This window comes from Streptomyces sp. VNUA24, assembly GCF_029167005.1.
GTDB classification, from domain to species: domain Bacteria; phylum Actinomycetota; class Actinomycetes; order Streptomycetales; family Streptomycetaceae; genus Streptomyces; species Streptomyces scabiei.
In genome coordinates, this window is sequence record NZ_CP119143.1 from 1,700,921 (window position 1) to 1,713,534 (window position 12,614).

The following is a 12,614-nucleotide window of genomic DNA, read 5'->3' on the forward strand; positions in this document are numbered from 1 at the left end:
GACGGCCCCGGTCTCCCTCATGGTGACTCAAGGCCCTGTGGACGCGGGGCCGTTGCCCGCCCCGGTGCCCGCACCACGCCGGGGACGGGCCGAGCGCAGTCGCCCCACCGCACCACTCCCGCACGAGGCCCGCGCACGATCCGGGCAGGGGGCGCCTCTCTGCCCCCGGGCAGAACGAGGTAGCCGCAATGACAGTGACAGCACCCCCCGTCCCGGACGACGACCGTCAGGTCAGACGCGGTGTCCAGGCGTTACGGGACACCGCCGGAGTGGACCTCGCCTTCGGCGGTGCGGTCGTCCGGGGCCGGCACGCCCAGCTCACCGAGTTCACGGGCCACCGCACCAACGCCCTGCACGGGCTGACCCTCGGTTTCGGGATGGGGCTCGGCGGCAAGGTGGTCGCCCTGCACCGGCCCATCGCCGTCAACGACTACGCGAACTGCCGGCAGATCAGCCACCACTACGACCTGATGGTCGCCGCGGAGGGCATCCACGCCGTCGTGGCGGCGCCGGTGGTGGTGAACCGGACGGTCCGCGCGGTCATGTACGGTGCGGTCCGCGGGTCCCTGGCCCTGGGCGACCGGACCGTCGACTCGGTCATGCGGGCCGCCCGCGACCTGGAACAGAGTCTGGCGGTGCGGGACGAGGTGCGTCGCCGTCTCGACGGTCTGCGGGAGCCCTCGCAGTCCACCGACCGGACCGGGCGCCCCACGTCGCCCCGGTGGGAGACGATCCGTGAGGCGTACGCGGAACTGCGCGTTCTCGCCCAGCGACTGCCGGACGACGAGTCGCGCGACCGGGTCGCGGGAGTGTGCGAGAAACTGGCGGGCGCCGGCATCGGAACCCCGGCCTCCCACCCCCTCAGCGCTCTCTCCTCCCGCGAACTGGACGTACTGTCGTGCGTCGCGCTGGGGCGCACCAACGCCGACGTCGCGGAGGAACTCGGCCTCAGCGCCGAGACGGTGAAGAGCTATCTGCGCAGCGCGATGCGCAGGCTCGGCTGTCACACCCGGATGGAGACGGTCGCGACGGCACGCCGCCTGGGCCTGCTGCCCTGACGCACGGATCCGTCAGATGCCGAGAGCCGCCCGGTGGTCGCCGGGCGGCTCTCGGCACGCGGTGCTCGGTCTACGGCTCTCGCCCGCTCCTCAGGAGGTGAGGGCCTCCTTGCGGAGGCGCTCCAGGACGGCGAGCCGGTCCTCGTTCTCGATGCGCGCGGTGGTGGTGCGGTCGGGGTAGCACCGCATGAACATATGGGTGAAGTGGGTGCCGTAGTGGATGAACTCGTCCGGCCCGCCTCCTTCCAGGGGCCGAGCGACGGCCTGGAAGGCCGGCTCGTGGAAGTACGCGATGGTGTACCGCTCGCGGTCGGCCAGGCGCACCTTGTGCGGGGTGGAGAGGAGGGTGCCGCCGGTGATGAACTGCATGATGTCGCCGGGGAAGACGGTGAACACCGAGGGGACCGGGGTGACGTAGGTCCAGGGCTCCTCGTTCTCGTACCGCCCGGCCATGGACTCCTCCGGCAGCCAGTTGCGGCCGCGGGCCTCGCCCGGCACCGGGGGACGGATGTGGAGGCCGCCCACGTCGTCCTGGACGGCGATGACCAGCAGACCGTAGTCGGTGTGCGAGCCGATGCCCCGCTCGGAGGTGGCGTCGGCCCGCGGGAACCGCAGGACCCTCATGTGGTGCCAGCCGTCCCGGGTGAGCTTCGTGAAGTGCTCCATGTCGTCCAGGCCGAGTCCCAGGGCGACCAGGCGGAGCAGTCGCTCGCCGATGTCGCCCACGGCGCCCATGTAGGTCTTCATGGCGTCGGCGTACTGCTGCGAGGGCCAGGGGGCGGGGCCGTGACAGGGCCACCGGTCGACGACACGGGCGTCCTCCTCGGACATGTCGGGGCAGACGGTGAAGATCTCCGAGCCGTCCTTCTCCCCGGCCGTCTCCTCCTCGCCGGACGCGACGTACCCGCTGTAGGTGAGGTCGGACACGTGCCCGGCCTTCTCCTCGAAGGGGCGGCCGAAGAAGCCGCGGGAGGCTTCGAGGGCCTGCTCGGTGGCGGCCTCCTGTTCCGGTGTCGCCTGGATCTGGAAGATGCCGTCCGCCTGCCAGGCGGCGATCAGCGCCTCGCCCAGTGCCTTGTCCACGTCACTGCCGTCAACCACCGGAGGCAGTACGAAGGTCTGCAGTTCTGTCATGTCCTCACCCTGAACCGGACCCTCCTCGTCCACTACCCCCGTCTGAGGGGACCACCGAGGACGTCCGCCGCCCCGGGTCAGGGTTCGGTCAGTCCCGTGCGGATGGCGTAGCGGGTGAGGTCGAGGCGGTCGCGCAGGCCCAGTTTGTGGAGCAGGTTGGCCCGGTGCCGTTCGACGGTCTTGACGCTGATGACCAGGAGGCGGGCGATCTCCCGTGAGCTGTGGCCCTCGGCGACGAGCTTGAGGATCTCCTCCTCCCGTTCGGTGATGGGGCGTTCGGGGAGCCGGTCTCCGGCGCGGGCGCGGTCGAGGTACGTGCGGATGAGGGTGGTCTCGGTGCCGGGGTAGATGAAGGGCTCGTCGCGCAGGGCGGCCCGGCAGGCCTCGACGAGATCACGGTCGGCGACGGATTTGGGGACGTAACCGGAGGCGCCCGCCTTGAGGGCTTCGAAGAAGTACTGCTCGTTGTCGTACATCGTCAGCATCAGCGTGCGCGGCTCGGGCCGCAGCCGGGCCAGGTCACGGGCGGCCTGCAGACCGGTCCGGTGGGGCATGGCGATGTCCAGGACGGCCAGGTCGATGTCCCCCTCGCGGGCGCGTGCGACGGCTTCGGCGCCGTCGGCCGCCTCGGCCACGACCGTCAGGTCCGGCTGGGCGTCGAGGATGAGGCGCACGCCCTGCCGGACGAGCGCGTGGTCGTCGGCGAGGAGGATGCGCGCCGGGGACGGCGGGGTCATCGTGCGGTCTCCCTGGGGCGGTCGGGGCCGTACGAGGGCGCCGCCCCCTGCGCCGACGGCCCGCCCGGCGTGCCGCCCCAGCCGGTGTCCCCGCCGGTGTCGCCGCCGGTGTCGCCGCCGGTGTCGCCGCCGGTGTCGCCGCCGTCGATGAGATCCGCGTGCGTCCGGCCACGGGGCGCGGGGCCCTCCGTCTCGGGCGCGGGCTCGCCGGGCAGGACGTGCAGGGACGTCTCCGTGCCGCCGTTCGGACCGGGGCCGATGTGCAGGTCGGCTCCGACGAGGAGGGCCCGTTCCCGCATGCCGCTGATGCCGGCGCCTTCCGGTGTGCGGCCGATGCCGCGGCCGTCGTCCCGTACCAGCAGGGCCGTCCGGGCGCCGGGCAGGGCACGCAGGTGGACCTCCGCCCGGGTGGCGCCGGCGTGCCGGGCGGTGTTGGTCAGGCTCTCCTGGGCGACGCGGTAGAGGACCAGCTCGGTGTCCGGGTCCAGGCGGGGCAGGCCCGGGGTGATGTGGACGGTGACCCGCAGACCGGGGGTGGTGAACTCCCTGGTCAGGGCGCGCAGGGCGCTGTGCAGGCCGAGCTCCTCCAGGACGCCGGGGCGCAGCCGGCGGGCGATGCGGCGTATCTCCTCCAGACCCGCGCGGGTGGTCTCCTGGGCCTGGCGCAGGTCGTCGGCGATGCCCCGCGGGGCGAGGTCGGCGGTGTGTCCGAGCTGGAGCAGCACGGCGGTCAGCGTCTGTCCGACCTCGTCGTGGAGTTCGCGGGCCAGCCGCCGGCGCTCGTCCTCCTGTGCGCGCAGGGCACGCCCCGAGCTGGCGGCGCGTTCGGCTTCGAGCCGGGCGAGCATGGCGTTGAAGGCGCGGGTGAGACCGGCGATCTCGGCGGGCCCCGTGACGGCCGTACGGCTGCCGGGCCTCAGCAGGTCGGCGGTGGCCATGGCCCGGGTCAGCCGCGCCAGCGGGGCCAGTCCGACGCGCAGCAGGACGGCGTTCGTGATCAACATCACCACGAGTCCGGCGAGCAGTACGAGGGCCTCGCCGAACAGGACGGGGGTGGACACGGTGACCGGGCCGAGCAGCAGCAGGACGGCGACCATCAGCACGGCCGTGTTGGAGAGGAAGATCCGCCCGTACAGCGACATGATCCTCTGCTCCCTTCGCGCCGCCTGTTCTCCTCCCACTGTCCCTCACCCGCCCTCGGGGCCCCCGCGCAGGGCCCCTGAGCGCCTTCCCGCACGCGGCCCGGCCGGTGACGGGCCCGCCGCTCCGCGTGCGCCGGGCCGCCGACGGACACAGGGCCCCCGCCCCACCCTCTCCGCCCCCGTCCGGCGCTGTCCATCCGTGCTGACACCCATATGCCCTGCCTCCGCGCGGATGGCACCATGAGCCCTCGTCACGCCCGGCCGAGCGTTCGGCGCGGGGCGGACGCGGTACCGCTGTCACAGAGTTCTACGAGAAGGGGGAGGGGTTGTGCCTGCCGGCCGGATGAGCACCACACCCTTGCCGGGGATCGGTGTCCAGTACGACCTGACGACCCGGGAGCACCGGCATCTGTCGGTGATCGCGCACCGCGACGGCACCCGGACGGTGAACGTCTACCGGGCCGACGACCCGGACGCCTGCGCGCAGGCCCTCCACCTCACCGAGCCGGAGACCGCCCTCCTGATGGACGCGCTCGCGCCCGGTCACCACAGCCCCAACCTGCTGTCCACGACCGACCTGGGCCTGGTGGCGGAGCGGATCGAGCTGGCGTCGGCGTCCCACTGGAACGGACGGGTTCTCGGCGACACCCGGATGCGGACCGAGACGGGCGCCTCCATCGTGGCCGTGCTGCGCCGGGCGCAGGCGATCCCCTCCCCCACCCCGGACTTCCGGCTCGCGGGCGGGGACACCCTCATCGTGATCGGCACCCGCGAGGGTGTGGAGACGGCCGCCGCGATACTCGGGCGGGAGTGAAACGGCCATGCACCTCGCCGCACACCTCCCCGCCCAGCCCGTCGTGCACCTCGCCACGCAGTCGGAGTCGGGCGCGCACTCCTCCGCCGTCTTCCTGATCGAGTTCGGCGCGATCATCCTCGGGCTCGGACTGCTGGGGCGCCTCGCCGGACGTCTGCAGTTCTCGCCCATCCCGCTGTATCTGCTGGCCGGGCTGGCCTTCGGCGAGGGCGGGCTGCTGCCGCTGGGGACCAGTGAGGAGTTCGTGGCGATCGGCGCCGAGATCGGCGTGATCCTGCTGCTGCTCATGCTCGGCCTGGAGTACACCGCCAGCGACCTCGTCTCCAACCTCAAGACCCAGTACCCCGCCGGGCTCGTCGACGCCTGCCTGAACGCCCTCCCCGGGGCCGCCATGGCCCTCCTCCTCGGCTGGGGCCCCGTCGCCGCCGTCGTGCTCGCCGGCGTCACCTGGATCTCCTCCTCCGGCGTCATCGCCAAGGTGCTCGGCGACCTCGGACGCCTCGGCAACCGTGAGACGCCGGTCATTCTCAGCATCCTGGTCCTGGAAGACCTCTCCATGGCCGTCTACCTGCCGATCCTCACCGCGCTGGTCGCCGGCACGAGCCTCGCCGCCGGCAGTGTCACGCTGGCGATCGCCCTCTCGGTCGCCGGGCTCGTCCTCGTCGTCGCCGTCCGCTACGGCCGGCACATCTCCCGCTTCGTCTCCAGCGACGACCCCGAGAAGCTGCTGCTCGTCGTGCTCGGTCTGACGCTGCTGGTCGCCGGAGTCGCCCAGCAGCTGCAGGTGTCCGCCGCCGTCGGGGCGTTCCTGGTCGGCATCGCGCTCTCCGGGGAGGTCGCCGAGGGCGCGCACGGCCTGCTCGCGCCGCTGCGGGACCTGTTCGCGGCCGTGTTCTTCGTCTTCTTCGGCCTGCACACCGACCCCGCCAGCATCCCGCCGGTGCTGCTGCCCGCGCTGGCGCTGGCCGTCGTCACCGCGGCCACGAAGATCGCCACCGGCTACTGGGCGGCGAAGCGGGCGGGCGTGGGGACGAAGGGCCGGTGGCGGGCGGGCGGCACACTGGTCGCCCGCGGCGAGTTCTCGATCGTCATCGCCGGCCTCGCCGTCACCGCGGGCATCGAGCCCTCCCTGGGCCCGCTGGCCACCGCCTACGTCCTCATCCTGGTCGTCCTCGGCCCGCTCACCGCGCGCTACACCGAGCCGGTCGCCGCCTGGTTCCTCCGGCGCCGCGCCCCGCGCCCGTCCTCCGCCGAACCCCTCAACGCGTCGCCCGCGGGCGAGGGCGGTACGGGGGCGGCTGAGCCCGCCGCACCGCAGGAGGCGGGACGGTCGGCCCGGCGTGCGGCGGGCGACCAGTCGTCCGCCTGACGGGGGCTCAGCGCTCGACCAGCCGGGCCGGGTTCGCCAGGGCCATGCGGGTACCCGTCGCGTTGTCGGCGGCCGGCACGGCGTCGGGGATCCCTTCGCGCACGACGAGGACGTCGGTCCCGCCGGCCGCGTCGGTGAGCCGGGTGGTCATCGTCATCGTGCCGCCGAGCGCGGGGTCCTCCGTCTCGAACCGGAGGGCCTCGACCACCTCCTCGTCGGGGACGAGCCGCGCGAAGTGACCGTGGTAGGTGCCGGTGCGGGAGGACGACTTGCCGGTACCGGTCGGCGCGTCGTAGGTGAGGGAGACACGGAACCGGCCCCCCTCGCGGGCGTCGAACCCGTGCACCTCGTCGGTCGTCCCGTCCGGGAGACCCTCGTCGCGTACACGGACCCGACCTAGCCTCCGGACCCGGGGTCCCGTTCGCCCAGCGCCCGCAGCCGGAACTCACGGGGTGCCAGTCCGTGGGCGGCGCGGAAGGCGCGGGTGAAGTCGGAGGCGCGGGGCATGCCCCAGCGGGCGGCGATGACATGGATCGGCGTGATGCGCAGGGACGGGTCCGCGAGATCGCGGCGCGCGCCCTCCAGGCGCCGGGCCCGGATCCAGGCGGCCACGGTCTCGCCGCCCGTCTGCTGCTGGAAGACGCGGTGCAGATAGCTGAGCGAGATGTGGTGGGCGGCGGCGACCACCGGAGGTGTCAGTTCCGGATCGTGCAGGTTCTGCCGGATGAACGCCTGGATGCGCTGGGTCAGCGCACGCAGCCGCGTCTCCGGTGACAGGGCGGCCTCGGCCTCCAGCGCGTGGGCGAACCAGGCCGACAGCAGATCGAGCACGACCGTGCCCAGCCGTGGCGCGTCGGACGGCTGCAGGAGGTCGGCCTGCCGCTCCAGACCGACGAGGAAGTCCGTCAGCAGCGCGCCCAGACCCTCGCGGCCCGACAGCCCGCGCCCCAGCAACTGGCGGACCTGGTGCGGCGGGAGCGGGAACAGCGCCTTGGGGAAGTCGACGCCCACCCCCCGGACGACGCCGGTCCCCCGGACGTCCGCCGAGCGGATGTCGTACGGCCGCGAGCTGTCCACCAGGTGCAGGTCCCGCGGGCCGAACGTGTCGCACCGGTCGGCGTGGTCGAGAGCGAGCCCGCCGTCGAGCAGCAGCGTCAGGTGGTACAGCTCGGGGTCGCACTGGCGCACCATCCGCTGGTTGCGCCGGTAGCGGGACGGCAGGAAGGAGGCCGGCCACACCACCACCGGCCCCAGCTCCATCAGCCGCAACTCGGCCCAGAAGTCGGCGGAGTGGGCGCTGATCGCCTCGCTCGTACGGGTCGCGCCGAGCAGTTCCCGCCAGTGGTCGAATCTGTCCTCCGCAGGAACGTCCTCACTGCGGAACAGGGTCCCGATCAATGCGTCCCCTCTTTGATGTGTCGTGTACCTGTTCCCCGCCGGGTACGGCGCCCGACATCCTCGCACGCGCGACCGACCGCACCCGCGCCGCGTCCACTCCACGGCAAGAGCCGAAGGGGCAGGTTCCGGGGCATGGGAGGTGCCTGGGGGTACCCCGTAGGAGGCCGCCGGCCGCCAGTGGTACCGCGGTACCACCCGGGTGCCGAAGTGTCCCCCGCGGTCCCACGGTCGCGGGCGGGCGGGCTCCTAGGTTCGGAGTCGGAGGTCGCGGGTGGATCGCGGCCCGGTCCGAGGCGAGGAAGGTCCGCTGTCATGATCGAAGCACGGGAGCTGACGAAGCGGTACGGGGACAAGACGGTGGTCGACCGCCTGAGTTTCACCGTCAGGGCCGGTGAGGTGACCGGCTTCCTGGGCCCCAACGGCGCGGGCAAGTCCACGACCATGCGCATGATCATCGGGCTGGACTCCCCCACGCAGGGCTCGGTCACCGTCAACGGACGGTCCTACGCCCGGCACGCCGCACCGCTGCACGAGATCGGCTCCCTGCTGGAGGCGAGGTCGGTCCACCCGGGGCGGACCGCGTTCCACCATCTGAGGGCGCTCGCGCACACCCACGGCATCTCCCGGGCCCGGGTGGACGAGGTGATCGACCTGGCCGGTCTGACGAGCGTCGCCGGCAAGCGGGTGGGCGCCTTCTCCCTCGGCATGGGGCAGCGGCTCGGGATCGCCGCCGCCCTGCTCGGCGACCCGGCGATCGTGATGCTCGACGAGCCGGTCAACGGCCTCGACCCGGAGGGTGTGCTGTGGGTGCGCACCCTCCTGCGGCGGCTGGCCGACGAGGGCAGGGCCGTGATGCTCTCCTCGCACCTGATGAGCGAGACCGCGCTGATCGCCGACCATCTGGTGATCATCGGGCGGGGGCGGCTGCTGGCGGACACCACCGTCGACGACTTCGTCCGGGACGCGGGCGGCGGGGGCGTGAAGGTCGCCACCACCGAGCCGTTGAAGCTGCGCTCGCTGCTGGCCGGTCCGGACGTCACGATCAGCTCCTCCGCCGCCGAGGAACTGATCGTCGCGGGACGGGACGCCCGGGAGATCGGGGTGATCGCCGCCCGGCACGGCGTGCCGCTGTACGAACTCACCCCGCGGGCCGTCTCCCTGGAGGAAGCCTTCATGCAACTTACCGCCGACGCCGTCGAATACCAGAGCGCTCCCGCCGAGCCCGCGCGAAAGGCCGCCTGATGACCGCCACCGATCTCACCGTGGTCCCCGGCCGCACCCGTGTGCACAAGGTGACCGGCCGCCGGGTGCTGCGCTCGGAGTGGGCCAAGTTCTGGTCGCTGCGCTCCAGTTGGATCACCCTCGGGGTGGCCCTGGTGCTGCTGGTCCTCTTCGGGGCCGTCGCCGCCTACACCTACAGCCCCGGGGCCACCGCCGACGGGCCGCCCGGACCGGGCTCCGGCGTCAGCGACGCGGTCAGTCTGGCGCTGACCGGTGTGACCTTCGCGTCCCTGGCCGTGGGCGTGCTCGGGGTGCTGCTCTCGGCCGGCGAGTACAGCACCGGGATGATCCGGTCCACACTCGCCGCCGTGCCGCGCCGGCTGCCGGTGCTGTGGTCCAAGAGCGCCGTGATCGGGGTGATCGCGCTGGTCCTCACCACCGTCGGCGCAGTGGCCGCCTTCCTGCTGGGCGCACCCGGTCTGGACGGGGAGAAGATCTCTCTCTCGCTAGGCGACGACGGGGTGCTGCGCGCGCTGGCCGGCGCCGGTGTCTATCTCGCTCTGGTCGCCGTCTTCGGGGTGGCCCTCGGCGTGGTGCTGCGCTCCTCCGCCGGGGCCATCGCGGCCCTGGTCGGCATCCTGCTGATCCTCCCGGGCCTGGCCACGCTGCTGCCGGACGCGTGGTACGACACGATCACCCCGTACCTGCCCAGCAACGCCGGGTCGGCCGTCTACGCGCTCACCGGCTCCGCCGACGCCCTCTCGCCCGGGCAGGGGCTCGCGGTCTTCGCCGGCTGGGTGGTCCTGACCCTCGCGGGGGCGGCGTACCGGCTGGTCCGCACGGACGTCTGACCGGCGAGCGCCGGCGGGACACGGCCGGGGCGGCCCCGGCGCCCGATCTCCGAGACCGAGGACAATGGGCACCATGCGTCCGCATCGCGCGACACCCGCCGCGGCGACCGCCCCGGACACGGCACCGCCGCCCCACGGGTTCGACCCGCCCGCCCCGGGGCTCGACGCCGCCTGGCACCCGGTCCTGGGCCGCATGCTGCGGGGACAGTACCGACGGCAACTGCTGGACCGGCGGCGTCCCTGGCTGCTCGACACCGCGGTGGTGCTGGTCGTGGCCCTGATCAGCCTGCCCGACCTGCTCACCGGCGGCGACGGCGGCCCCTTCGGGGAGACGGCGCCCCGGACCGACCTTCCCGCCGCCGTCCCGTACGTCCTGGCGGCCGCGCTGATCATCCCGCTGTGGTGGCGGCGCCGGGCCCCTGCCGTCACCTACGGCGTGATCGCGGCGGTCTCCCTCGTCCAGTGGTCGCTGGACCTGTGGCAGCAGGCCGGTGTCAGCATGCTCGTGGCCCTCTACAGCCTGGCCCTGCACGGGTCGCTGCGGCTGCTGGGCTGGGCCGTCGCGGTGACCGCCGGTCAACTGTGCCTCGCGGTGTGGCTGCTGCCCCGGGTCGAACATCCGCTGCTCGGCCTCTTCTTCCTGCTGGGCACGACCATGGCGGCCGTCACCCTCGGGCTCACCCTCCGCATCCGCCGGATGTACCTGGCGGCCCTGGAGGACCGGGCCACCCGCCTGGAGGTCGAACGCGACCAGCGGGTCCGGCTCACCGCCGCCGCCGAGCGCTCCCGGGTCGCCCGCGAGATGCACGACATCGTCGGCCACAACCTGTCCGTCATGGTCAGCGTCGCCGACGGTGCCGCGGTGCTCGCCGCGAGCCGGGGCGAGCGGTCCGCCGACGCCCTGCGCATCCTCGGCGACACCGGGCGACAGGCGATGGGCGAACTCCGCCGTGTCCTGGGCGTCCTGCGCGAGGGCCAGGACGACGAGCCGCCGCTCGGCCCGCAGCCGGGCATCCGTGATCTGGACCCCCTGCTCGCACGGGTCCGCGCGGCGGGTCTGCCGGTGACCTACCGAACCGTGGGCGATCTCGACGCACTGGGCAGCGGGGTGCAGCTCACCGTGTACCGGATCGTCCAGGAGGCCCTGACCAACACCCTCAAGCACGCCGGGGCGGGCGCGGCGGCCGAGGTCACGGTGACCGCGGAGACCGGAACCGTACGCGCCCGGGTGGCCGACACCGGCGTACCGGCGGGGGCACCCGGCCGTCCGGAACCGGGGCCCGGCGACGAGCCCCCGGGGCACGGCCTGGTCGGCATCCGGCAGCGGGCCGCGATGTACGGCGGCACCGTCACCATCGGCCCCCGGGACACCGGACACGGCTGGATCGTGGACGTCACGCTCGACGCACCCCCCGGCCCCGCGCCCCTGCCGGCGTCAGGAGATCATCAGCCATGACCACCGTGCTGATCGCCGACGACCAGCCCCTGCAGCGGCTCGGCTTCCGCATGCTCCTCCAGGGCACCCCCGGCCTCACCCCCGTCGGCGAGGCCGAGCACGGCGGCGAGGCCGTCCGTCTCGCCGCGCGACTGCGCCCCGACGTGGTCCTCATGGACATCCGCATGCCCGGCATGGACGGCCTGGAGGCGACCCGCCGCATCGTCGCCGCCGGCGGCCGCACCCGCGTCCTCATCGTGACCACCTTCGACCTCGACGAGTACGCGTACGACGGACTGCGGGCCGGCGCCAGCGGTTTCCTCCTCAAGGACGCCCGCCCCGAGGAACTCGTCGCCGGTATCCACGCGGTCGCCACCGGCGACGCCGTGGTGGCCCCCAGCCTCACCCGACGGCTCCTGGACGCCTACGCCCACCAGGTGCTCGCCCCCTCCGACACCGCTCCCGCGGCCGACCCCCGGCTGGAGAGCCTCAGCGAGCGCGAACACGAGGTGCTGGTCGCCATCGGCCAGGGCTGGAACAACGCGGAGATCGCCGAACGGCTCGTCCTCACCGAGTCCACCGTGAAGAAGCACGTCGGCCGTGTCCTCGCCAAGATCGGGGCCCGCGACCGCATCCAGGCCGTCATCACGGCGTACGACGCCGGGCTGGTCAGGGCGAAGCCCTAGCCTGCGGGCCGGATGTGCGAGGCTGACCTGCATGACGGTGCATCAAGTCTCGGAGTTCCGGCAGCTGACGAGCCCCGAGGAGGTCCCCCCGAGGCTCAGACAGGAGATCGCCCGCTGCTGGGAGCTGGTGGCGAACGCCGGCGGGGCGGTCCTCGCCACCGAGTTCCCGCCCCTGCCGGTGAGCGTGCACGACGTCGGACCCGTGGTGGACGCGCTCGTCGGGGAACTGCACCCCCGGCACGGCAGACTGCTCGTCGCCACCGTCGGCGGCTCGCTGGCCGGCTGGCTGGTCGTCCGCCGGGAGCGGCATCCGCTCGGCGCGCACTGCGGCACCGTCAACCACGTCCAGACGCATCCGCGATTCCGCGGGCTGGGGATCGGCGCCGCCCTGATGCACCGCGTCCATGACGTCGCCCGGGACGAGATGGGCCTGGAGCGGCTCCAGCTGTCCACCCGGGGCGGGGTCGGCCTGGAGGAGTTCTACCGCAAGGTCGGCTGGGCCGAGGTCGGCCGCTGGCCCGGCGCGCTGCGGATCGCGCCCGGCGACGACCGCGACGCGATCCTGATGAGCCTCGCCCTGCGCACCGGCTGACCCGGCCCGACCCGCCCGGCTCCCCACCCGGGTACGCCTCCGACCGTCCCGTTTCGGCCGTCGGCCCTCGGGATACAGCCCCTCCGCCGCCGCACCGGGTTCCGCGCGGCCCGGCGGGGGGAGGGATACGGTCGTTATGGCCGTTTGCCGACACCGGAACGTCTTCCTCGGTGGGGA

General features: G+C 73.4%; 12 protein-coding genes and 1 pseudogene. 8 read left to right on the top strand and 5 right to left on the bottom strand.

Features of this window, described 5'->3' with window-relative positions; all coding sequences use genetic code 11:
• Window positions 1-188 precede the first annotated feature (188 nt).
• Entirely contained in the window at window positions 189-1,058 is an 870-nt protein-coding gene (locus tag PYR72_RS07010) for a LuxR C-terminal-related transcriptional regulator (RefSeq protein WP_275454449.1), read from the top strand.
• A 90-nt stretch (window positions 1,059-1,148) separates the two neighbouring features.
• Here PYR72_RS07010 and PYR72_RS07015 read toward each other — a convergent pair whose 3' ends face one another.
• The 3 genes from PYR72_RS07015 to PYR72_RS07025 form a co-directional block, all read right to left on the bottom strand.
• Complete coding sequence (locus PYR72_RS07015) at window positions 1,149-2,192, bottom strand: 2-oxoglutarate and iron-dependent oxygenase domain-containing protein (RefSeq protein WP_275454450.1); 1,044 nt, start codon at window positions 2,190-2,192, stop codon at window positions 1,149-1,151.
• A 77-nt stretch (window positions 2,193-2,269) separates the two neighbouring features.
• Window positions 2,270-2,929 (bottom strand): response regulator transcription factor, encoded by a 660-nt coding sequence (locus PYR72_RS07020; protein ID WP_275454451.1) that lies wholly within the window; start codon window positions 2,927-2,929, stop codon window positions 2,270-2,272.
• On the bottom strand, window positions 2,926-4,071 hold the full coding sequence (locus tag PYR72_RS07025; protein WP_275454452.1) for a sensor histidine kinase: 1,146 nt from the start codon (window positions 4,069-4,071) through the stop codon (window positions 2,926-2,928). The genes PYR72_RS07020 and PYR72_RS07025 overlap by 4 nt, the downstream gene beginning before the upstream one ends.
• A 343-nt stretch (window positions 4,072-4,414) precedes the next feature.
• Here PYR72_RS07025 and PYR72_RS07030 point away from each other — a divergent pair, with 343 nt between their 5' ends.
• Both PYR72_RS07030 and PYR72_RS07035 read left to right on the top strand, forming a co-directional pair.
• On the top strand, window positions 4,415-4,885 hold the full coding sequence (locus PYR72_RS07030; protein ID WP_013006001.1) for a TrkA C-terminal domain-containing protein: 471 nt from the start codon (window positions 4,415-4,417) through the stop codon (window positions 4,883-4,885).
• Window positions 4,886-4,892: 7 nt separating this feature from the next.
• The gene (locus tag PYR72_RS07035) at window positions 4,893-6,254 is read left to right on the top strand and encodes a cation:proton antiporter (protein WP_275454453.1); all 1,362 of its coding nucleotides are present in this window, start codon (window positions 4,893-4,895) and stop codon (window positions 6,252-6,254) included.
• Between the two features lie 7 nt (window positions 6,255-6,261).
• On the opposite strand, the pseudogene PYR72_RS07040 reads toward PYR72_RS07035, so the two are convergent.
• Window positions 6,262-6,621: pseudogene (locus tag PYR72_RS07040) on the bottom strand (SRPBCC domain-containing protein); the annotation flags it as partial.
• Window positions 6,622-6,650: 29 nt separating this feature from the next.
• The gene (locus tag PYR72_RS07045) at window positions 6,651-7,652 is read right to left on the bottom strand and encodes an AraC family transcriptional regulator (protein ID WP_275454454.1); all 1,002 of its coding nucleotides are present in this window, start codon (window positions 7,650-7,652) and stop codon (window positions 6,651-6,653) included.
• 312 nt (window positions 7,653-7,964) lie between these two features.
• Between PYR72_RS07045 and PYR72_RS07050 the strand changes: the two genes are divergently transcribed.
• From PYR72_RS07050 to PYR72_RS07070, 5 genes are all read left to right on the top strand, one after another.
• Window positions 7,965-8,894: an ABC transporter ATP-binding protein gene (locus PYR72_RS07050; protein WP_275454455.1), complete on the top strand. Its 930-nt coding sequence runs from the start codon at window positions 7,965-7,967 to the stop codon at window positions 8,892-8,894.
• On the top strand, window positions 8,894-9,724 hold the full coding sequence (locus PYR72_RS07055; RefSeq protein ID WP_275454456.1) for an ABC transporter permease: 831 nt from the start codon (window positions 8,894-8,896) through the stop codon (window positions 9,722-9,724). The genes PYR72_RS07050 and PYR72_RS07055 overlap by 1 nt, the downstream gene beginning before the upstream one ends.
• A gap of 73 nt (window positions 9,725-9,797) precedes the next feature.
• Entirely contained in the window at window positions 9,798-11,180 is a 1,383-nt protein-coding gene (locus PYR72_RS07060; RefSeq protein WP_275454457.1) for a histidine kinase, read from the top strand.
• The gene (locus PYR72_RS07065; RefSeq protein ID WP_275454458.1) at window positions 11,177-11,845 is read left to right on the top strand and encodes a response regulator transcription factor; all 669 of its coding nucleotides are present in this window, start codon (window positions 11,177-11,179) and stop codon (window positions 11,843-11,845) included. Before PYR72_RS07060 ends, PYR72_RS07065 begins: the two co-directional genes overlap by 4 nt.
• Before the next feature lie 31 nt (window positions 11,846-11,876).
• The gene (locus PYR72_RS07070; RefSeq protein ID WP_275454459.1) at window positions 11,877-12,437 is read left to right on the top strand and encodes a GNAT family N-acetyltransferase; all 561 of its coding nucleotides are present in this window, start codon (window positions 11,877-11,879) and stop codon (window positions 12,435-12,437) included.
• Window positions 12,438-12,614 lie beyond the last annotated feature (177 nt).

Excerpts from the sequence above, each read along its gene's own strand:
- PYR72_RS07010 (WP_275454449.1), top strand. The coding sequence starts at position 189 with ATGACAGTGACAGCACCCCCCGTCCCGGACGACGACCGTCAGGTCAGA.
- PYR72_RS07015 (WP_275454450.1), bottom strand. The coding sequence starts at position 2,192 with ATGACAGAACTGCAGACCTTCGTACTGCCTCCGGTGGTTGACGGCAGT.
- PYR72_RS07020 (WP_275454451.1), bottom strand. The coding sequence starts at position 2,929 with ATGACCCCGCCGTCCCCGGCGCGCATCCTCCTCGCCGACGACCACGCG.
- PYR72_RS07025 (WP_275454452.1), bottom strand. The coding sequence starts at position 4,071 with ATGTCGCTGTACGGGCGGATCTTCCTCTCCAACACGGCCGTGCTGATG.
- PYR72_RS07030 (WP_013006001.1), top strand. The coding sequence starts at position 4,415 with ATGAGCACCACACCCTTGCCGGGGATCGGTGTCCAGTACGACCTGACG.
- PYR72_RS07035 (WP_275454453.1), top strand. The coding sequence starts at position 4,893 with ATGCACCTCGCCGCACACCTCCCCGCCCAGCCCGTCGTGCACCTCGCC.
- PYR72_RS07050 (WP_275454455.1), top strand. The coding sequence starts at position 7,965 with ATGATCGAAGCACGGGAGCTGACGAAGCGGTACGGGGACAAGACGGTG.
- PYR72_RS07055 (WP_275454456.1), top strand. The coding sequence starts at position 8,894 with ATGACCGCCACCGATCTCACCGTGGTCCCCGGCCGCACCCGTGTGCAC.
- PYR72_RS07060 (WP_275454457.1), top strand. The coding sequence starts at position 9,798 with ATGCGTCCGCATCGCGCGACACCCGCCGCGGCGACCGCCCCGGACACG.
- PYR72_RS07065 (WP_275454458.1), top strand. The coding sequence starts at position 11,177 with ATGACCACCGTGCTGATCGCCGACGACCAGCCCCTGCAGCGGCTCGGC.
- PYR72_RS07070 (WP_275454459.1), top strand. The coding sequence starts at position 11,877 with ATGACGGTGCATCAAGTCTCGGAGTTCCGGCAGCTGACGAGCCCCGAG.